General features: G+C 34.1%; 22 protein-coding genes and 3 tRNA genes. 10 read left to right on the top strand and 15 right to left on the bottom strand.

Annotated elements, in window-relative coordinates; genetic code table 11:
- Positions 1-6: 6 nt before the first annotated feature.
- Positions 7-1,017: a peptidylprolyl isomerase gene (locus tag BUE95_RS07470; protein WP_084530244.1), complete on the top strand. Its 1,011-nt coding sequence runs from the start codon at positions 7-9 to the stop codon at positions 1,015-1,017.
- 50 nt (positions 1,018-1,067) lie between these two features.
- Here BUE95_RS07470 and BUE95_RS07475 read toward each other — a convergent pair whose 3' ends face one another.
- From BUE95_RS07475 to proS, 6 genes are all read right to left on the bottom strand, one after another.
- Positions 1,068-1,499 (bottom strand): hypothetical protein, encoded by a 432-nt coding sequence (locus tag BUE95_RS07475; RefSeq protein ID WP_073583036.1) that lies wholly within the window; start codon positions 1,497-1,499, stop codon positions 1,068-1,070.
- A 45-nt stretch (positions 1,500-1,544) separates the two neighbouring features.
- Positions 1,545-3,344, bottom strand: a complete 1,800-nt coding sequence (gene typA / locus BUE95_RS07480) for a translational GTPase TypA (protein WP_073583038.1) — start codon at positions 3,342-3,344, stop codon at positions 1,545-1,547.
- Positions 3,345-3,488: 144 nt separating this feature from the next.
- Positions 3,489-3,740, bottom strand: a complete 252-nt coding sequence (gene rpsT, locus BUE95_RS07485) for a 30S ribosomal protein S20 (RefSeq protein ID WP_073583040.1) — start codon at positions 3,738-3,740, stop codon at positions 3,489-3,491.
- A gap of 156 nt (positions 3,741-3,896) precedes the next feature.
- Positions 3,897-3,968 (bottom strand) — tRNA-Glu (locus BUE95_RS07490).
- A 25-nt stretch (positions 3,969-3,993) separates the two neighbouring features.
- Positions 3,994-4,065, bottom strand: a tRNA-Glu gene (locus tag BUE95_RS07495).
- A 116-nt stretch (positions 4,066-4,181) separates the two neighbouring features.
- Entirely contained in the window at positions 4,182-5,660 is a 1,479-nt protein-coding gene (proS, locus tag BUE95_RS07500) for a proline--tRNA ligase (RefSeq protein WP_073583042.1), read from the bottom strand.
- A gap of 101 nt (positions 5,661-5,761) precedes the next feature.
- Here proS and BUE95_RS07505 point away from each other — a divergent pair, with 101 nt between their 5' ends.
- The 5 genes from BUE95_RS07505 (at position 5,762) to BUE95_RS07525 (ending at position 10,545) form a co-directional block, all read left to right on the top strand.
- On the top strand, positions 5,762-6,778 hold the full coding sequence (locus BUE95_RS07505; RefSeq protein ID WP_073583044.1) for a hypothetical protein: 1,017 nt from the start codon (positions 5,762-5,764) through the stop codon (positions 6,776-6,778).
- A 44-nt stretch (positions 6,779-6,822) separates the two neighbouring features.
- On the top strand, positions 6,823-8,370 hold the full coding sequence (locus BUE95_RS07510) for an OmpP1/FadL family transporter (protein WP_073583046.1): 1,548 nt from the start codon (positions 6,823-6,825) through the stop codon (positions 8,368-8,370).
- A 182-nt stretch (positions 8,371-8,552) separates the two neighbouring features.
- On the top strand, positions 8,553-9,857 hold the full coding sequence (gene rimO, locus BUE95_RS07515; protein WP_073583048.1) for a 30S ribosomal protein S12 methylthiotransferase RimO: 1,305 nt from the start codon (positions 8,553-8,555) through the stop codon (positions 9,855-9,857).
- Positions 9,858-9,860: 3 nt separating this feature from the next.
- On the top strand, positions 9,861-10,235 hold the full coding sequence (locus BUE95_RS07520; protein ID WP_073583050.1) for a hypothetical protein: 375 nt from the start codon (positions 9,861-9,863) through the stop codon (positions 10,233-10,235).
- 73 nt (positions 10,236-10,308) lie between these two features.
- Positions 10,309-10,545, top strand: coding sequence for an HP1242/YdcH family protein (locus BUE95_RS07525; RefSeq protein ID WP_073583052.1), 237 nt, complete (start codon positions 10,309-10,311; stop codon positions 10,543-10,545).
- A 216-nt stretch (positions 10,546-10,761) separates the two neighbouring features.
- Here the strand turns inward: BUE95_RS07525 and BUE95_RS07530 are convergent.
- From BUE95_RS07530 to idi, 6 genes are all read right to left on the bottom strand, one after another.
- Positions 10,762-10,835 (bottom strand) — tRNA-Thr (locus BUE95_RS07530).
- Between the two features lie 75 nt (positions 10,836-10,910).
- The gene (locus tag BUE95_RS07535) at positions 10,911-11,180 is read right to left on the bottom strand and encodes a hypothetical protein (protein ID WP_026724519.1); all 270 of its coding nucleotides are present in this window, start codon (positions 11,178-11,180) and stop codon (positions 10,911-10,913) included.
- Positions 11,181-11,237: 57 nt separating this feature from the next.
- Positions 11,238-12,197 carry a type I phosphomannose isomerase catalytic subunit gene (locus BUE95_RS07540; protein ID WP_073583054.1) on the bottom strand — a complete coding sequence of 320 codons (960 nt, stop codon included), beginning with the start codon at positions 12,195-12,197 and terminating at the stop codon, positions 11,238-11,240.
- A gap of 70 nt (positions 12,198-12,267) precedes the next feature.
- Positions 12,268-12,720, bottom strand: a complete 453-nt coding sequence (locus BUE95_RS07545; protein ID WP_073583056.1) for a peroxiredoxin — start codon at positions 12,718-12,720, stop codon at positions 12,268-12,270.
- A gap of 1 nt (position 12,721) precedes the next feature.
- Positions 12,722-13,132, bottom strand: coding sequence for a 6-pyruvoyl trahydropterin synthase family protein (locus tag BUE95_RS07550; RefSeq protein ID WP_073583058.1), 411 nt, complete (start codon positions 13,130-13,132; stop codon positions 12,722-12,724).
- Between the two features lie 92 nt (positions 13,133-13,224).
- The gene (gene idi / locus BUE95_RS07555) at positions 13,225-13,752 is read right to left on the bottom strand and encodes an isopentenyl-diphosphate Delta-isomerase (RefSeq protein ID WP_073583060.1); all 528 of its coding nucleotides are present in this window, start codon (positions 13,750-13,752) and stop codon (positions 13,225-13,227) included.
- A gap of 304 nt (positions 13,753-14,056) precedes the next feature.
- Here idi and BUE95_RS07560 point away from each other — a divergent pair, with 304 nt between their 5' ends.
- Entirely contained in the window at positions 14,057-14,503 is a 447-nt protein-coding gene (locus tag BUE95_RS07560) for a cold-shock protein (RefSeq protein WP_073583062.1), read from the top strand.
- Positions 14,504-14,582: 79 nt separating this feature from the next.
- Positions 14,583-15,473, top strand: a complete 891-nt coding sequence (locus BUE95_RS07565; RefSeq protein WP_073583064.1) for a phospholipase A — start codon at positions 14,583-14,585, stop codon at positions 15,471-15,473.
- Positions 15,474-15,477: 4 nt separating this feature from the next.
- Here the strand turns inward: BUE95_RS07565 and BUE95_RS07570 are convergent, their stop codons facing one another.
- Positions 15,478-17,037, bottom strand: coding sequence for an NAD(P)/FAD-dependent oxidoreductase (locus BUE95_RS07570; protein WP_073583520.1), 1,560 nt, complete (start codon positions 17,035-17,037; stop codon positions 15,478-15,480).
- Between the two features lie 25 nt (positions 17,038-17,062).
- The gene (locus tag BUE95_RS07575; protein ID WP_073583065.1) at positions 17,063-18,121 is read right to left on the bottom strand and encodes a DUF2891 domain-containing protein; all 1,059 of its coding nucleotides are present in this window, start codon (positions 18,119-18,121) and stop codon (positions 17,063-17,065) included.
- 58 nt (positions 18,122-18,179) lie between these two features.
- On the opposite strand from BUE95_RS07575, the gene BUE95_RS07580 reads away from it, so the two are divergent.
- A complete protein-coding gene (locus BUE95_RS07580) occupies positions 18,180-18,422 on the top strand; it encodes a hypothetical protein (protein WP_073583066.1) in 243 nt (80 codons plus the stop codon).
- Positions 18,423-18,425: 3 nt separating this feature from the next.
- Entirely contained in the window at positions 18,426-18,788 is a 363-nt protein-coding gene (locus BUE95_RS07585; RefSeq protein ID WP_073583067.1) for a DUF983 domain-containing protein, read from the top strand.
- Positions 18,789-18,887: 99 nt separating this feature from the next.
- On the opposite strand, the gene recQ is transcribed toward BUE95_RS07585, so the two are convergent.
- Positions 18,888-21,083 (bottom strand): DNA helicase RecQ, encoded by a 2,196-nt coding sequence (recQ, locus tag BUE95_RS07590; protein WP_073583068.1) that lies wholly within the window; start codon positions 21,081-21,083, stop codon positions 18,888-18,890.
- Positions 21,084-21,144: the final 61 nt, after the last annotated feature.

Consider the following 21,144-nt stretch of genomic DNA (forward strand, 5'->3'; position numbering starts at 1 on the left):
CTAAAAATGAAAAATATTTTAAGTACAATTCTTTTTGTAGTTGGATTTTTAAATTTAACAATTGCACAAAACAAAGAAAAAGATAGTATCCTTGCCGAAATCAATACTTCCAAAGGTAAAATTATAGTAAAATTAGAATACAAAAAGACACCAGTAACGGTAGCCAATTTTATTTCTCTTGCTGAAGGGAAAAATACAAAAGTGAAAGAAACATTAAAAGGAAAACCCTTCTATAACGGACTTAAATTTCACCGAGTTATTTCTGACTTTATGATTCAGGGTGGTTGTCCAGAAGGAACTGGAATGGGAGACCCTGGGTACAAATTTGATGACGAAATTGTAGGAGATTTAAAACATTCTGGAAAAGGAATTCTATCAATGGCTAATGCTGGACCTGCAACAAATGGCAGTCAATTTTTTATTACTCATAAAGCAACACCGCATTTGGATGGAAGACATACCGTTTTTGGACATGTTATTAGTGGACAAGAAGTGGTTGATAAAATAGTAAAAGATGATGTAATTACTTCGATAAAGATTATACGAATTGGTAAAGCTGCCAAAAAATTCAATGCCGAAAAAACGTTTGCAGATTACTTTGTAAAAAAAGAAGAAGCAGACAAATTAGCTGCTGAAAAACAAAAAGAAGCTAAAGAAAAGGCACTAAAAGAATTTGCAAATGCGGCTACAACGCCTAGCGGATTAAAATATATCGTTTTACAAGCTGGAACAGGGAACAAACCAGTTGCCACAAGCAATGTTAAAGTACACTATACAGGAATGTTTCTAGACGGAAAAATTTTTGACAGCAGTGTACAAAGAGGTCAAACAATTGATTTTGGCTTAAATCAAGTAATTAAAGGATGGACAGAAGGCGTTCAATTAATGCCCGAAGGTTCTAAATACAAATTCTACATACCTTCCAGTTTAGCTTATGGTGAAAGAGGAGCAGGTGGCGTAATTCCTCCAAATACTGATTTAATTTTTGAAATTGAATTAATCAAAATAAACCAATAATATAAAATAGAAAAGCCGCTAAAATTAAATTTAGCGGCTTTTCTATATTTCTAAAATCTCCAATCAAATTCGTCCTTATCACTAAAAACAGCACCTATTTCAATCTTAACGATTTCGTTATAATCTACATGAAAGAACAACCAGTTTTCTTCGTTAAAATAACTTATCATACCTTCAACTGTATCCGTCTCAAAAGGTTTAATTTTATTTTTCTCTAAAAGAGGATAAATATCACTCCAATTTTTACCAATTACAGTGGTATTAAACAGCTTAACAATTGGATTAGTGGTTGTCATATATCCCAATCTAAAATCTTCCTCCTTATAAAAAATCAAACGAAGTTTTCTAACGTTATACATGAAAACAACATTTTCTTCTTCATCCTTGTATTTTGTATCGGGTTTACCCAAAATTTTAGTAACATCTTGCTCTTTCATTCCGAAAAGCAAATTGTCAATTCCATACTTTAATTTAATTTCCATCCGTATTTTTGCTAAAAAATCCCGATTTTCATCGGGATTTAAAAATTATGCTATTTTAAAACGTTTTCTATCGTTTTCATTCAAATAGATTTTACGTAAACGTAACGATTTTGGCGTTACCTCAACATACTCGTCTTTTTGAATGTACTCTAATGCTTCTTCTAATGAGAATTTTATTGCAGGAATAATTCTTGCTTTATCGTCATTACCAGAAGAACGTACGTTTGTTAATTTTTTAGTTTTAGTTACATTCACCACCATATCATCTCCACGTGAATTTTCACCAATTACCTGACCTTCGTAGATATCCTCATTAGGATCAACGAAGAATTTACCTCTATCTTGTAATTTATCAATAGAATAAGGAATTGCTTTTCCGTTTTCCATAGAAATTAATGAACCACCTAAACGTCCTGGTATTTCACCTTTGAATGGTTGATAATCAATAAAACGGTGCGACATGATAGCTTCACCAGCAGTAGCAGTTAACAATTGATTTCTCAATCCGATAATTCCACGAGATGGAATGTTGAATTTGATAATCATACGTTCCCCTTTAGGCTCCATAGATAACATTTCACCTTTACGAATAGTTACAAATTCAACCGCTCTACCTGAAAGATTTTCTGGTAAATCAACAGTTAATTCTTCAATTGGCTCACATTTTACACCATCTATTTCTTTAATGATTACTTGTGGTTGTCCAATTTGTAACTCATATCCTTCTCTTCTCATGGTTTCAATTAAAACCGATAAGTGCAGTACGCCACGACCAAATACTAAGAATTTATCTGCAGAATCAGTTTCGTTAACTCTTAATGCTAAGTTTTTCTCTAATTCTTTATTCAAACGATCTTTAATGTGACGAGACGTTACAAATTTACCTTCTTTCCCAAAGAAAGGAGAATCGTTAATGGTAAACAACATACTCATTGTTGGCTCATCAATAGCGATAGAAGTCAAAGCTTCTGGATTTTCAAAATCAGCAACTGTATCACCAATTTCAAAACCTTCTAAACCTACAATAGCACAGATATCACCTGCAACAACTTCTTCTACTTTTTTACGTCCTAAACCTTCAAAAGTATGTAACTCTTTAATTTTGGATTTACTTATTTTTCCATCTCTTTTTACCAAAGAAATATTCATCCCTTCACGTAAAACACCTCTTTGCAAACGACCAATCGCAATACGACCTGTAAACGAAGAGAAATCCAAAGATGTGATTAACATTTGAGGTGTACCTTCAGAAACTTTAGGAGCTGGAACATGTTCTAAAACCATGTCTAATAATGGTTCAATGTTTTCTGTTTGATTTTTCCAATCATCAGACATCCAGTTGTTTTTTGCCGAACCGTAAACTGTTGGGAAATCTAACTGCTCTTCTGTTGCACCTAATTCAAACATTAAGTCGAAAACTTTTTCGTGAACTTCTTCTGGAGTACAATTTTCTTTATCTACTTTATTAATAACCACACAAGGTTTTAAACCTAAGTCAATCGCTTTTTGTAATACGAAACGCGTTTGTGGCATTGGTCCTTCAAAAGCATCTACTAAAAGACAAACACCATCTGCCATATTAAGTACACGTTCTACCTCACCACCAAAATCGGCGTGACCAGGAGTATCGATAATATTGATTTTTGTTCCTTTGTAAGTTACAGAAACGTTTTTAGAAGTAATAGTAATTCCTCTTTCACGCTCTAAGTCATTATTATCTAAGATCAAATCTCCCGTGTTTTCGTTTTCACGAAACAACTGACAGTGATACATAATTTTATCAACCAAAGTAGTTTTACCGTGGTCAACGTGGGCAATAATTGCGATGTTTCTAATAGAAGTCATTTATAAAATTTTTGAAGGTGCAAAGGTAATGTTTATTTTTATAAAAACACTATAGTAATCAATACTTTAGTAAAAATAACATAATAATAATATACAAAAAAAGCTCTCAAAATGAGAGCTTTAGTATATTTTAACAACAGTAGATTACAAAGAAGCTACATGTTTAGTTAATTTAGATTTTAAGTTAGAAGCTTTATTATCGTGGATAATATTCTTCTTAGCTAATTTATCAATCATAGAAATTACAGTTGATAATTTTGCAGAAGCCTCAGCTTTATCAGTAGCTAAACGAATAGCTTTGATAGCATTACGAGTTGTTTTGTGTTGGTATCTGTTTAACACTCTTTTTTTCTCGTTACTTCTAATTCTTTTTAAAGCAGATTTATGATTTGCCATTTTGTTCTTTTTTTAATTGTAATAATTGTTATAAACTACTAGTTAAAAAAGAAAAACCTCCCACATTCACCCAGGCGAACACTTTGGTTTTAACTAATAAAACAATAACCGAGACACCAATTATTATTTTATAAAACTTATTTACAACTAATTTTGTAGCCCGTAGGGGAATCGAACCCCTCTTACCAGGATGAAAACCTGGCGTCCTAACCGATAGACGAACGGGCCATTAACCTATTCTATTTCAAAATTGTAGCCCGTAGGGGAATCGAACCCCTCTTACCAGGATGAAAACCTGGCGTCCTAACCGATAGACGAACGGGCCATCTCGTACTTCGAACTCTAATAGAACTCATTTCCGTAATGCGAGTGCAAAGATAAACACATTTTTTATTCCTGCAATAGCATCAATATTTTTTTTTCGCTTTTTTTACTATTTTTTTAGTAAGCCTTTGCAAATAACACTCTTCCAATCGAAGGCTTTCCTGTTAAAACACAAGTTCCCGCTTCTTCTACTCTATCTAAAGCAATACAACGAATAGTTGCTTTTGTCAATTCTTTGATTTTTTCTTCAGTTTCTGCAGTTCCATCCCAATGTGCCGCTAAAAAACCACCTTTTGTTTCCAAAACTTCTTTAAACTCATCAAAAGAATTTACTTCCGTAATATGAGCATCTCTATAATCCAATGCCTTAGCAAATAAATCATTCTGAATAGTAGTCAATAAATTTTGGATATAAGCCGCTACTCCATCCCTAGAAACCACTTCTTTTGATAAATCATCTCTACGAGCGATTTCGTAAGTTCCGTTTTCCAAATCGTTTGGTCCAACAGCAATTCGAACTGGAACTCCTTTCAATTCCCATTCTGCAAATTTAAACCCTGGCTTTTGAGTATCTCTGTTATCGTACTTAACCGAAATTCCTAATTTTCTTAATTCAACAACCAAACCGTTTACTTGCTCTGAAATGGCATCAAATTGTTCGTCTGTTTTATAAATCGGAACAATCACAACCTGAATTGGTGCTAAATTCGGAGGCAATACTAACCCTTTATCATCAGAATGCGTCATTACTAAAGCCCCCATCAAACGCGTTGAAACACCCCAAGAAGTTCCCCAAACGTGTTCTTGCTTCCCTTCTTTATTGGCAAATTTAACATCAAAAGCTTTGGCAAAATTCTGACCTAAAAAATGCGAAGTTCCTGCTTGTAATGCTTTTCCGTCTTGCATTAAGGCTTCAATACAATAGGTTTCATCTGCTCCAGCAAAACGCTCTGTTTCTGTTTTCAAACCTTTAATTACTGGAATTGCCATGAAATTTTGAACAAAATCAGCATACACATTCATCATTTTCTCCGATTCTTCAATCGCCTCTTGACGCGTTGCATGTGCCGTATGACCTTCTTGCCATAAAAATTCAGCTGTTCTTAAAAACAAACGCGTTCTCATTTCCCAACGAACCACATTAGCCCATTGATTAATCAGCAAAGGTAAATCACGGTAAGATTGCACCCAACCTTTGTAAGTTGACCAAATAATTGCCTCAGAAGTTGGACGAACGATTAATTCTTCCTCCAATTTAGCATTTGGATCAACCATTAATTTCCCTGGTCTTTCTTCGTCATTTTTCAAACGATAATGAGTTACAATAGCACACTCTTTTGCAAAACCTTCTGCATTTTTTTCTTCTGCCTCAAACATACTTTTTGGAACAAACAAGGGGAAATAAGCATTACTATGTCCGGTTTCTTTAAACATTCTATCTAGTTCAGCTTGCATTTTTTCCCAAATTGCATAGCCATACGGCTTAATTACCATACAGCCTCTAACACCTGAATTTTCCGCTAAATCAGCCTTTACGACTAGTTCGTTATACCATTTGGAATAATCTTCCGCTCTTGTTGTTAAGTTCTTGCTCATTATGAATATTTTGGCACAAAAATTGTTTATATAAATTTTAACTAAGTTTGAATGCAAAAATAGTTAAATTTGAAGTGTGCAACAATAAAAAAATAAGAGTTATGAAAACTTACTATCTATTCAATCAAAAAAGAGTTGCTTTTACCTCAATATGGGTAATTATGATTTTTTTAAATTCATGCGGTTCTTATCAAAATGTTTCTTATTATGATAACGACGGTGTTTATGGTACTACTAGACCAACAGAGCCTGTTGTAAACAAATATAGTGAGCAAAATATGGAGAGTTCCAATGTGTATTCGCAAAGATTTAGAGCAATGCAAGATGATTTTGGTTACTTTACCGATGTAGACAACTATAATTCTCAAAATCAAGATACTGTTGTAACTGTTTATAATAACGAGTACGACAATCAAAATTATGCTGGATGGGGAAACAATGCAACTTCTGTTTCAATCAATTATTACGACAATTGGGGCTGGAATAATTGGTATTCACCTTATTGGGGAACTGGATGGAACTGGGGATGGAATTCTTGGTATGGAAACAACTGGGGTTGGGGATGGAACTCTTGGTATGGCCCTAATTGGGGTTGGGGCTGGAATTCTTGGTATGGTCCAGGCTGGAACTCTTGGTACGGAAACAATTGGGGTTGGAACGGTTATTATGGGAGAGATGTAGTATACAACAGAGGCAGAAGAGGAGGCAATGGTTACTACAACATTGGAAACCGAAGAAATGATGACTTTAACTACAATGACATAAGAACAAATAGAAATTACAGTAACAATAGAGGCAACACCACTACTCGAAATAATTTCAGCCCAAGAAGAAATCAAAATATAGTTACACCAAGAAATTCCTCTACGCAACCAAGAAATTACACGCCCAGAAACCAAGCACCGAGAGAAAATAACTACACTCCAAGAAACCAAGCGCCAAGAGAAAATAACTACACGCCAAGAAACCAAGCGCCAAGGGAAAATAACCACACACCAAGAAACAACAACTACTCTAGTCCTAGAAGTTCTTCAGGAGGCGGTTTTGGTGGAGGTCGTTCCGGTGGCAGCTCAGGCGGAGGTCGTTCTGGTGGTGGAGGAAGAGGCGGAAGAGGCTAATCTTGAATACTTACATTTGACCCATTAAAAAAATAAAAATTGCAATGAAAAAAATATTTTTATCCTTTCTTTTGGTTAACTCCTTAGTTTCTATTGGACAAGAAACCACAATAGATGACGCATTAAGATATGCTACAACCAACTTAACCGGTACGGCACGTTTTCGAGGAATGAGCGGAGCTTTTGGAGCTGTAGGTGGTGATTTATCTTCCATCTCTGTGAATCCTGCTGGATCTATATTGTTCAACAACAATTTTGCTAGTTTTTCCGGCTCTAATTTCAACAACAATAACAAATCAAATTATTTTGGAGATAACACTAAAGAATCTTTTAGCACACTTGACTTGAACCAAATAGGTGCTGTCTTGGTTTTTAATGACACTTCTGGAAAATCAGAATGGAACAAAATTGCTGTTGCTCTAAATTATGAAAACACCAACAACTTTGACAACAGTATTTTTTCAGCCGGAATCAATCCTAACAATTCTATTGGGAATTATTTCTTAAATAAGGCACAAGGGCTACCTCTTGAATTTTTAGAATTACAACCCGGTGAAAGTATTACAGAATTGTATTCATATTTAGGCCAAACTATTGGGTTAGGATTCCCTGCACAACAAGCGATGCTAGGATACCAAGGCTTTCTTTTTGAAGCAAATGACCCTAATAATCCAGACAACACCGAATATTACACAAACATACCAACTGATGGAAATTATTATCAAGAAAACTATATTAAGTCTCTTGGATTCAATGGAAAGTTAACCGCAAACTTAGCAACATCGTACAAGAATAGACTTTTTTTAGGAGTAAACCTTAATGCCCATTTTACGGATTATACTAGAGTAAGTTCGGTCTATGAAGGGAACAACAATCCTATATTTAGCACTGGCACAACCGTAACAGAACTTCAATTTGACAACGAATTATACACCTATGGAAATGGTTTTTCATTTAATTTAGGTGCAATCGCAAAAGTTTCTGACAAGATTAGAATAGGATTAGCATATGAATCTCCAACATGGTATAGATTAAACGATGAATTATCACAACGATTAATTGTAAATTCAACAGACGGAACTAATGATTTTCAAGATGTTATAGCTCCAAACGTAGTAAACATTTATGAAACTTATAAATTACAAACACCTAGCAAATGGACATTAAGCGGTAGTTATATTTTTGATAAAAAGGGATTACTAAGTGTTGATTTTACCAAAAAAAATTATGGTAATACTCGATTTAAGCCTACAAATGATGATGTATTTAATACAATAAACACGCAAATAGACCTCAATCTTCAAAACGCCTATGAACTTAGAATTGGTGGTGAATACAAAATAAAACAATGGAGTTTAAGAGGAGGTTATCGTTTTGAAGAAAGCCCATATAAAGTAGATTTTGCAATGGGTGACTTAACTGGTTACTCTGCAGGAATAGGATATAATTTTGGAGAAAGTAGATTAGACTTTGCTTTCTCAAATTCACATAGAAATTACACTCAAAGTTTTGTTTCATCTGGTATGAATGATACCGCTAGAATAAGGAATGTTCAAAATATAGGAACGCTAACTTATTCAATAAATTTCTAGAAAACAAATAAGCAAGCCACTTCACAAATCGAAGTGGTTTTTTTATACCCAAACTATAGCTAATAGCTCCGATGGGTGCGAAAACTTTTATAGCGGACAGCAAGACAGACCATTAAAAAATTCCTAAACGCTGATGCTTCTACTAATTATTTTATGTAATTTTGCACCTCAAATTTAAAAGCATGAGAACCAAATCGTTAAAGAAAAATAAAATCAATGTAATTACGCTTGGATGTTCTAAAAATACTTACGACAGTGAAGTCTTAATGGGACAATTAAAAGCTAACGGAAAAGACGTAGCACATGAAGAAGAAGGCAACATAGTTGTAATTAATACCTGTGGTTTTATTGACAATGCAAAGGAAGAGTCTGTAAATACGATATTGGAATATGTAGACAAAAAAGATCAAGGTATAGTTGACAAGGTATTTGTTACGGGCTGTCTATCCGAAAGATATCGTCCTGATTTAGAGAAAGAAATTCCAGATGTAGACCAATATTTTGGAACAACCGAATTACCCTTATTATTAAAAGCTTTAGGAGCGGATTACAAACATGAATTACTTGGCGAACGTTTAACGACAACTCCAAAAAACTACGCTTACTTGAAAATTGCAGAAGGCTGCGATAGACCTTGTAGTTTTTGTGCGATTCCACTTATGCGGGGAAAACACGTTTCGCAACCTATTGAAAAACTGGTTAAAGAAGCGGAAGGTTTAGCTAAAAAAGGAGTTAAAGAATTAATCTTAATTGCACAAGATTTAACCTATTACGGATTGGATTTATACAAAAAACGTAATCTTGCCGAATTACTAGAAAACTTAGTTAAAGTAGAAGGTATTGAATGGATTCGGCTACATTATGCTTTCCCAAGTGGCTTTCCAATGGACGTTTTAGACGTAATGAAACGTGAACCAAAAATTTGTAATTATATTGATATTCCGTTGCAACATATTTCAGATGATATTTTGAAATCGATGAAACGTGGTACAACTAAAGAGAAAACGACTAAATTATTACAAGAATTTAGAGAGCGTGTTCCTGGAATGGCAATTAGAACTACTTTAATAGTTGGTTATCCTGGTGAAACACAAGAAGACTTTGAAATTCTTCGTGATTGGGTTCAAGAAATGAAATTCGAGCGTTTAGGTTGTTTTACGTATTCGCATGAAGAAAATACAGGTGCTTTTACTTTAGAAGACGACGTACCACAAGAAGTAAAACAAGCACGTGCTGCTGAAATTATGGACTTACAATCACAAATTTCTTGGGATTTAAATCAAGAGAAAATTGGACAAACTTTCAAATGTGTTATTGATAGAAAAGAAGGACAATATTTCATAGGGAGAACCGAATTTGATAGTCCAGACGTAGATAATGAAGTATTAGTTGATGCTTCAAAACACTATTTAAAGACTGGCGATTTTGTAAACTTAAAAATAATTGACGCTACAGAATTTGATTTGTATGCAGAACCAATAGTATAAACTATGAAAAAAACACTTTTTTTAATCCTAATAAGTTTTTCATTTTTCCACTCAAGTGCCCAAGTCGACAGAAGAATCGGGACTGGACAGTACAGTAATGGAAATCAAAATAAAGAAGTAGACATGGTAGAAACCACAGTTGAAAATTTAAAAGAAAAACTTGCACTAGATGGATTTCAAGAAGCGGTTGTTCGAAATCTAATAAAAGACAACCAAGCTAAATCAAAAGTAATTATCGAGACCACTTCACTTTCAAATATAGAAAAACGAGCTCAATTAGAGGAGCTTGGTGAAAAATTCAACACGGAAGTAAAGAAAATACTATCCCCTGAACAAATCAAAAAATACGATAAATTAATAGCTAAAAACAAGAGATAGAACATAAATATGACATTTGTCATTTATTAATTGGAAAACTGATGGTAATTTTGAACAATTTAAATAGACAATCATGATTACCAAACATCCCATTTACCAAGAATTTCCTGAATATGCCGAAAAGATTCAATTCTTATATCACAACGATGATGAATTTCAGGTTTTGCTTAATTCCTACTCCAATTTAGATGAAAAAATTTATAAAATCGAAAAAGATGAAGAGTTAGCCATGGATGAGGAATTAACCCGAATGAGAAAAAATAGGGTTTTCTTAAAAGACGAAATTTTCAATTTTCTAAAAAACTTGTAATTTATAGACAATAAAACAAACAAAAACCATCATTACATGATGGTTTTTGTTTGTTTCGTATTTAGAAACATAGAATTCTTTCTTTTTAGACTTACAAATTTATATGCATAATTTATCAAATCCACAGGTTTTGGACTTGATCCGACTTGATCCTTTTTCATTTCTAAAAAAGACATAAAAAAAACCACCACATTTCTGTGGTGGTAATTACTTTAGAGCCGATGGAGGGACTCGAACCCACGACCTGCTGATTACAAATCAGCTGCTCTAGCCAGCTGAGCTACACCGGCAACTCTATTGCGGTGCAAATATACTTCTGAAATTTAAATTTCCAAAAAAAATTCGCACTTTTTTATCGCAATTTTTTAGTTTAATTCGTTTATTTTCGCAACAAATTGATTAGCAGCCGCTTCGTAATCTTTACGAATTTGTTTAAAATGCGCTTTTTTGTTCTCAACGTCTTTTTGATTCGCTCTAGTCATTAAAGTATCAAAAGTTTCGTAGATTTCATCAACTAATTTATCAGATGCTTCAGTTGGTTTTCCAGCTGTAGACATTTCCCAAATGTAAACGATGTTTACAATATCCCCTAAAACATAGTTGATTTCTTTTTTCAAGTTTTTAACGCTTGCCATTTTGTATAAATTTAAAATTTGAAGCAAAATTACATAATATATTTTGTTCTCAATACATTATATAGAAATTTCTAACAAAGTAGCTTTTCCTTTAACGGTTAAGTTTTCAATACAAGCCGGAATCAAAATGGTATCCCCCATCCGGTATCTTAGAATTTCTCCATTTACTACCATTTCAAACTGTCCATTGGTACACATGAAAACGGTAAAAGCTTGATTTGTTCGTTTCCAAATAAAACGATCTTGTAAGGCTATAATATTAGTAACAAAATAAGGACAATTTACCACTGAGGTACTTTGATTGATCTCTTCCTTATACACAACTTTTGAGTAAGTCGCCTTATAATTAATTGCATCTAAAGCCAACTCAGTATGCAATTCCCTGCCTTGACCATTAGCATCTACTCGATCCCAATCGTAAAGACGATACGTTATATCACTTGTTTGTTGAATTTCCGCTACCACTACTCCTGCTCCAATAGCATGAATGGTTCCAGTTTCTAAAAAGAAAACATCGCCTTTTTTTACGGGTGATTCATTCAATAAAGCGACTAGATTTTTATTTTCTAAATGTGCTAAATACTCTTTTTGAGTAGAATCTTTCTTAAACCCAACAACCAAACGAGCCGATTCATCTGCTTGCATTACATACCACATTTCGGTTTTCCCAAAGGAATCATGACGTTCTTTAGCTAACGTATCATTTGGATGCAATTGAATCGACAAATCTTCTTTCGCATCAATAAATTTAAATAACAATGGAAATTGTTTACCAAAACGGTCGATTACTGATTTCCCTAAAATCTCTTCAGGATACAAATCAATAATTTCATTAATGCTTTTCCCTTTTAAAACACCATTATTAACCACACTAATATCACCAGGAACGGTTGAAATCTCCCAACTTTCACCAGTAGTTTCAGAAACTATTGGTTTATTGAGATACGTTTTCAATTTGGTTCCGCCCCAAATGCGGTCTTTAAGTATCGGTGTAAACGTTAAAGGATAAAACTTCATAGTCAAATAATGAAGTACAAAGATGCGAAAAACAATTAGAATCCTAAAATTTAGATTTTTTTTGGACTTATTATTTCGTTTTCTGAATAGCTTTCAATGCTCTTTCAATATGCTTTCTAGCACTCATACTGTCAAAAATATAAATACAGTACCCCTTTGCATCAAACACATAGGTTACTCTTCCCGGCAACAACCCGAAAAGTGCGGATGGCACACCAAATAAACGACGTAGTTTTCGATCAACATCCGAAAGTAAAATAAAAGGTAATTTATACTTCTGTTGAAAACTCTGATGCGAAATAGCTGAATCACCGCTTACTCCAATCACCTCTGCACCTAGATCTTGAAAGTCTTGATAGGCATCTCTAAAACTACATGCTTGTGAAGTACATCCTGGTGTAAAATCTTTTGGATAAAAATAAATAACAACCGGTTTTTGATTAATTTCATTACTATCAAAAGAACTACCGTCTTGTCTCGCTGCCGAAAAATGGGGTAATTTATCTCCTATCTGAATTGCCATATTACAAACCCTTATACGTTACAAAATTACGAGGAGTTTCATAAAGTGTGATTTCCAACTCCTTATCAACATCAATTAGTACTCGAAGTTTATTCCAAATAACATAAGCAATATGCTCAGCTGTTGGATTCAAATCTTTGAATTCTAACACATCTTCATTTAAATTTTTGTGATCAAAAGCCTCTTCAATATGCTCTTTGATTAAATCAGATAAGATCTTGGTATCAATCACATAACCTGTCTCCTTATCCACTACACCTGTCACTGAAACAATTAACTCGTAATTATGTCCATGAAAATTTGGATTGTTACACTTTCCAAATACATCCTGATTTTTTTCCATAGACCAATCCTTACGATACAAACGATGTGCAGCATTAAAATGGGCTTTTCTCGAAACAGTTACTCTCATAATTTGGGTTTTAAGTAATGGATAAAAGGTTTTGGACTTTAAATTTTTAAAATTTATCCAATTTTATCAATCTGTGTTCCTTTAAATGAAATTTATAATTTATGATCTTCTAGATAATGATAAAACTCATCAAAAATAATTTTAAACCAAACGGTATAAATACCTGGATTTACAATCATGTCTTTTTTAATCGCTTCAATAGTCATCCACTTCCAACTTTCCACTTCATCTAAATTGATAATCGGAGCATCATTGTAATAACCGATCATTACATGATCTAGTTCATGTTCAGTCAAACCGTTATCAAATGGCGCTTTGTAAATAAAATGGAACAATTCTTTCAGCTCGGTTTGAAATCCCATCTCTTCAAACAAACGACGTTTACCAGCTTCAATATTAGTCTCGTTTGCACGTTGATGACTACAACAAGTATTGGTCCATAATAGCGGAGAATGATATTTATGATGGGCACGTTGCTGTAACATCACTTCATTTTTATCATTTAAAATAAATACTGAAAAAGCCCTATGCAAAACAGCTTTCTCATGGGCTTCCATTTTATTCATAAGCCCAATGGGCTCATCTTGCTCGTTGACTAAAATTACTTGCTCTTCTATCATATCGGGTTGTAATACTTGTCAAAAATACGAAAAAAGATAGGATTTAATGCTAGTTTTAGAGTTTGTGATAAGTTTAACTTGTGTTGAATTACGTATAGTACACAAATAAAAAAACGATATTATATTGGTTTTTAACATAATGAGTACATTTTTTTACTACCTTTGTATCATTAGTAATGATATAAATTTCTTCTCGCAATACTTTGGCTAAAAGTACAGTATAAATTTCTTGTTTATTTCGCTTGTGTGTTTTTATTCTTTTACTTTTAAAACTTATACTAATTAAATTTATTTAAAAAAATTAATGGCAAGACCTCAGGAAACCTTTAACAAAAAAGAACAAGAAAAACTTCGAGCAAAAAAACGAAAAGAGAAACAAGAAAAAAAAGAAGCTCGTAAAGCCAATCCTAAATTATCAGGTGATGATTTATATGTGTATGTAGACGAAAACGGTCATTTAACAAGTACTCCACCAGACCCATCTAAACGAATAGTGGTAGATGTTGAAAGTATTGAAATTGGAATTTCAAGACGAACCGAAACAGATGAAGCTCCCGTAGAACGAAGAGGTACCATTGATTTTTTCAACGATTCAAAAGGATTTGGTTTTATTAAAGCAGTAGAAACTGGAGAAAAATACTTTGTACACGTTAGCGGCTTATTAGATGATGTAAAAGAAGGGAATCTCGTAACATATGATTTAGAAAAAGGCGCTAAAGGCATGAATGCTGTAAACGTCAAAAAAATATAGTTTAAACAAAACTGAAAAGTTAAAATCACAGTGAGAACTGTGATTTTTTTTTATTACTTTGTTCTAGAAAACTTACTGTATGAAAAAAATAATCGTTGGAATTACATCCTTTCTAACATTTGGACTAGAAAGTTATGCGCAAAAAAAAACAGTAGACACACTTGATATTATCAGAAAAACGTATGACCAACTTTGGGAATTGGGAGAAAACAACCAAAAAGGCACTTTTAGATTAATCTCATACAAACCCATTTATGTTACAGCAGGAAGGGTTTCAAGCAATCCAAACGAAAAACCAACTAGCGAAAACCCATCTTACGCAGCTAATGAAGCAGAAGAATTCAATAAAGTCGAAGCTAAATTTCAATTGAGTTTCAAAACCAAAATCATACAAGGCTTGTTTTGGAATAAAGGGGACTTTTGGATCGGCTATACACAAAAAGCCCATTGGCAGGTTTATAACAAAAAAATATCAAGAGCCTTTAGAGAAATCAATTACGAACCCGAAATTATTTTTAGATATCCTGTAAAGATGAAAGTTTTTAACGGAGAATTTAAATCTATTGGATTTGCATTTAATCACCAATCTAACGGAAGAGACTTACCGCTATCCAGAAGCTGGAACAGAATTATTTTCCATATCGGTTACGAAATCGACAACTGGATTATTACACTTAATCCATGGATAAGAAGTTCAGATAGTGATGATGAAAATCCAAACATAACAAAATATATTGGAAATGGAGAAATCAATGTCTCATACAACTACAACAGGCACGAATTTTATGCTATTGGAACACACCCTTTTGACCGATGGAGAGGTGGAAGCATTCAACTTAATTATGTGTTCCCAATAAAAGGACATCTAAGAGGACATGTCCAATTTTTTAATGGATATGGAGAAACCATGATTGATTATAATCACAAACAAACTACAATTGGAGTTGGGGTATCCTTTGCGAATTGGTAAGTTTCTATGCTAAACAGGCTGCAATTTTCAAAGCACATTTTTCCCCGTCAATTGCAGCAGAAATAATCCCACCAGCATACCCAGCGCCTTCACCACAGGGATACAAACCTTTAATTTGAACATGCTCAAGTGAAATGGGATCTCTTGGAATTCGTACTGGCGAAGAAGTTCGGCTTTCTGGCGCATGTAATACAGCGTCATTAGTCATGTAACCACGCATCGATTTTCCAAATTGTACAAAACCTTCTCGCATAATTTGAGTCAAAAATCCCGGAAAAACTTGTCCTAACTCCACAGAAGTTGTCCCTGGAACATAAGAAGTCTGTGGAATGTCCTTTGAAACTTTATTTTGCGTAAAATCAACCATCCGTTGCGCAGGGACTTTTTGAGTTTCTCCTGCTAAATGCCATGCTTTTTGTTCGATAGCTTTTTGAAATTCCATTCCGGCTAACGGTCCGAATTTTGCATAAGGTTTAAAATCTTCTAATTTTAATTCGACTACTATTCCTGAATTGGCTGTGGCTTGGTCGCGTTTAGAGGGCGACCAACCATTAGTAACTACCTCTCCTGGAGCCGTAGCGCAAGGTGCAATAACACCACCCGGACACATACAAAACGAATACATACCACGACCATTCACTTGTTTCACAATGGAATATGGTGCTGGTGGTAAATAATCACCTCTAAAATCACATGAATATTGAATTTGGTCAATCAATTCCTGTGGATGTTCTGCACGAACACCTAAAGCAAAAGGCTTTGCTTCAATCTGAACGCCTTTTTTATGCAACAATTCAAAAATATCACGTGCCGAATGTCCAGTAGCTAAAATAACTTTATTAGCTGAAATCACATTGCCATTTTGAATCACAACACCTTGCATTTCGTTGTTTTTGATGATGAAGTCAGTCACACGAGTTTCAAACAATACTTGTCCGCCACACGCGATGATTCTCTCTCTGATGTCTTGAATAATTTGTGGTAATTTATTGGTTCCAATGTGCGGATGTGCTTCTACCATAATTTCTGGCGTGGCTCCAAAACCTACCAAAAGTTCCAAAATTCTATCAACATCACCGCGCTTTTTTGAACGCGTGTATAATTTTCCGTCGGAATACGTTCCTGCTCCACCTTCTCCAAAACAATAATTGGAATCTTCGTTTACGATACCATCACGATTAATCGCTTTTAAATCGCGACGACGACCACGAACATCTTTTCCGCGTTCCAAAACGATAGGTTTCAAACCTAATTCAATTAATTGTAAAGCAGCAAATAATCCAGCTGGACCTGCTCCTACAACGATTACTTCTTGTTTATTGGCAACATTTGGATAATCAGGTAATTCGATTTTTTGCTCGACAAAAGGTTCTCCAACCAAAAACACATTGGCTTTAACATTGATTTTTATCGCTTTTTGACGCGCATCAATCGAACGTTTTACAACCACCACTTTCTGAATTTCTTTTGGACTAACCTGAAATAACTTCGCTACATGTTGAGCTAACAAACTTTCGTTTGCCGCTACTTCGGGTGAAACTTGAAATTGAAATTCGCGTGGCATAATGTTAAAAATTTGGGCAAATATACTACTTGATTTTCGATTTTTCTTCAAAAGCACGCAACGCAAAAGAAGCCAACCAATGTTCGCCTTCGTAATTACCATCTACAATAGAAGGTAACGAGAAAGACAAATGCGTATCAGCCAAAGGTTTCAAATGCGAAAATTGTTTAGGATACTGACGAATTAAAAAATAAAAATTCCAAGCTCGGCTGAAATTCAAGCCATCTAAATGCACCAAATGACCATCAGTTCTGTCTGAAACGCGCGCAACTTCCCATTGCCATTTTTTAGAAAACAATTGGGGCGAAAACTTTTTCAACCATGGAAGAAATTCATTTTCTGGTAAAATACGCTGCATAATAGCAACTTCTTCCATACAAGCCGATAAGAAATCGGTACCACTAGGTTCCCAATAAAACGGACAATTTTCATCTTTTAAAAACAATCGTTTAGCATGTTCCGCTATACTTTTTTGTAATTCAATTTTACCAGAATAAATCGCATAATCCCATGCATTGGTTAATCCGTAAGCAGTATTAGAATGTGTTCCAACACGAATCGGATATAATAATTTCGGTAAAAACTCGATATAACGTTTGACAATTAAATCGGTTAAAGGAAGTAAATTTTGAGCTAATTCTTCAGCAAAAGGTTCTTTTGAGATTTCTAATTCATGTTGTAATTTGAGTAACCAATTCCATCCATAAGTACGCTCAAAGGATTTCTCGTGTGCCTTTTCAAAATATAGGATTTCTTGAGCAATATTTTCTTTAGAAAGATTAACTTTTAACTTTTCGATGATTTGCTCTCGATCTTTTATGTCTTTAAAATGAGTCAACAAATACACTAAACTCCAATGACCATGTACCGAAGAATGCCAATCGAAACAACCATAAAACGCAGGATGCAAGACTTTTGGGGACAACAACTCGGTTTCGTTAAGTAAAAGTTGATTGAGTTTATTTGGATATTCTTGCTGCAAACATTTTACAGGTAAACTCGCCAAATGATTCGCTTGTTCTAATGTAAGTTGTTGGGAAAACGAAAAAATACCAACAAAAAATAAGGCAAATAAAACTTTCATATCTATTTAGTTTTTTCAAATGTACTAAAAACTTACCTTTGATTTTTATTTCAAAAACATGAACAGAAAAATAAAACTAATTTGGGATTTCAGAGGGGAAGCAGCTGCAAAAACCGCAGAACATCACGATGCTCATTTGAACGAATACTTAGATAAAGAGAAAATCACACTAGAAAAAACAGGCTTTGAAATCATCAATGAAATGCACGCGATCGCTTTCATCGTTGTGGAAGAGAAAGATATGATTACATTCAGAGATGTTTTAAAACCGCATCGTGGCGAAATTTATACCACAAATTAAATTATGATAAGAACGCTTATAAATATGTTTGGGAACAAATGTCCCAATTGCAACAAAGGAAAGATTTTTGAAAAAGGATTATTGCATTTTAGTTTTAGTTTCCCAAAAATGCATGAAAATTGTTCAAAATGCGGAACAAAATTTGAAAAAGAACCAGGATTTTTCTTCGGAGCGATGTTTGTTAGTTACGCTTTGGGCGTTGCTGAAGCTTTAATGACTTATTTTATTTGCATGCCGTTTTTTGAAGAAACCTTCGATTTGCGAATTATTCCAATTATTGGAGTTGTGATTCTAAGTCTAACCTTAGTCAACATCAAACTCTCACGAATCATTTGGATTTATATGTTTAAGGAGTATTCGATGTAAAAAGAAAATCCAAATTCTCTAAAATAGAATTTGGATTTTCTTTTTTTAAAATTTCTCAAATTTTTCCAATCGATGTTCCTCATTTCAAAAAACTAAGAATTAATTCGCTACTTCACTAATAAACTTAATTCGCATTAAACGCAGTTCTTCGATATCGTAATCGCCATCAAATTCTTTTAAAGCGTCTTTGATATTATCGGATTCCGAATCCATGAAATAATCGTGGATTTCCTCCTGTTGGTCTTCGTCTAAAATTTCATCAATCCAATAGCGAATATTCAATTTGGTTCCCGAATATACGATTTGTTCCATCTCTTTCAACAAACCATCCATATCCAAACCTTTTGCTTTCGCAATGTCGTCTAAGCCCAGTTTACGATCCACATTCTGAATAATATACAACTTCAGACCTGAATTAGCACCAGTAGATTTTACTACTAAATCATCAGGACGAATTATATCATTATCTTCAACATAGCGATTGATTAAATCAACAAATGGTTTTCCGTATTTCTTAGCCTTACCTTCTCCCACCCCATGAACATTACTCAATTCATCAATAGAAATTGGATATTTTAACGCCATATCTTCCAAAGAAGGATCTTGGAAAATAACAAATGGTGGAACACCTAACTTTTTAGCTTCTTTTTTACGTAAATCGCGCAACATGGCCATTAAAGCTTCATCAGCAGTTCCTGTAGATTTAGCTGCAGTTACGATTGCTTCATCTTCTTCTTCATTATATTCATGGTCTTCTGACATCATAAAAGAAACGGGCTTTCTAATGAACGCCTCGCCTTTTTCTGACATCTTTAGCACGCCATAAGTCTCAATATCTTTAGTCAACAAACCATCTACTAAAACTTGTCGAATTAACGCCATCCAATATTTCTCATCAAAACCAGAACCGCTACCAAAATAAGGTTGTGCATCAATTTTTTGAGCTTTAATTATCGCATTTACTTTACCAACAAGCGCTAAAACCACCTCTTTCGATTTGAACAATTGCTTGGTATCGCGGACTACTTTTAACAAAGTAACAACTTGATCTTGTGCTTCGACTTTTTTCTTTGGATTGCGAACATTGTCATCCATATCGGCACCATCTCCGTTGACATCATCGAATTCTTCACCAAAATAATGCAACAAGAATTTACGACGCGACATAGAAGTTTCAGCATAAGCCACCACTTCTTGCAACAACGCAAAACCAATTTCTTGTTCAGCAACTGGTTTTCCTGAAAGAAATTTTTCTAACTTTTCAATATCTTTATACGAATAATAAGCCAAACAATGCCCTTCACCTCCATCGCGACCTGCACGACCCGTTTCTTGATAGTAACTTTCTAATGATTTTGGAATATCGTGGTGAATTACAAAACGAACATCTGGCTTATCGATTCCCATACCAAAAGCAATAGTTGCCACTACAACTTCCACATCTTCCATCAAGAACATATCTTGATGTTTCGCTCTAGTTTTAGCATCTAAACCCGCATGATAAGGAACCGCGCTAATGCCATTGACTTGTAAAACTTGTGCAATTTCTTCCACTTTCTTACGACTCAAACAGTAAATAACTCCTGACTTCCCTTTATGCTGTTTGATAAATCGAATAATATCCGATTCTACATTTTTGGTTTTGGTACGTACTTCGTAATATAAATTAGGACGATTAAAAGAAGCTTTGAATGTATTCGCATCCGGCATGTCTAAATTTTTCAAGATATCTTCTTGTACCTTTGGCGTTGCTGTGGCTGTTAAACCAATCATCGGTACATCGCCTAAAAGACGAACAATATTTCTTAAATTGCGATACTCAGGACGAAAATCATGCCCCCATTCTGAAATACAATGTGCCTCATCAATAGCTACAAAAGATAATTTTACACTATTTAAAAAATCAATGTATTCTTCTTTTGTCAAAGATTCTGGAGCAACATATAACAATTTAGTAATTCCAGAAGTAATATCCTTCTTTACTTGATTAACTTCAGTTTTATTTAATGAAGAATTCAAAACGTGAGCAATTCCAGGTTCTGAACTCAAGCTTCGTATAGCATCAACTTGATTTTTCATAAGTGCTATTAAAGGAGAAACTACAATAGCGGTTCCGTCTAACACTAACGCTGGTAATTGATAACAAAGTGATTTTCCCCCACCAGTAGGCATAATTACAAAAGTATTATTTCCTGTGATGATGCTTTTAACTACTTGTTCCTGAAGTCCCTTGAATTGGTTAAAACCAAAATATTTCTTTAATTCTTTATGTAAATCAATTTCGTTTGGATTCATTCTCTATTAATATGATTTTACCTAAATTTGCAAACATAAAGATACGATTTTCTTTTACACA

It is taken from the genome of Flavobacterium cucumis, assembly GCF_900148835.1.
GTDB lineage: Bacteria > Bacteroidota > Bacteroidia > Flavobacteriales > Flavobacteriaceae > Flavobacterium > Flavobacterium cucumis.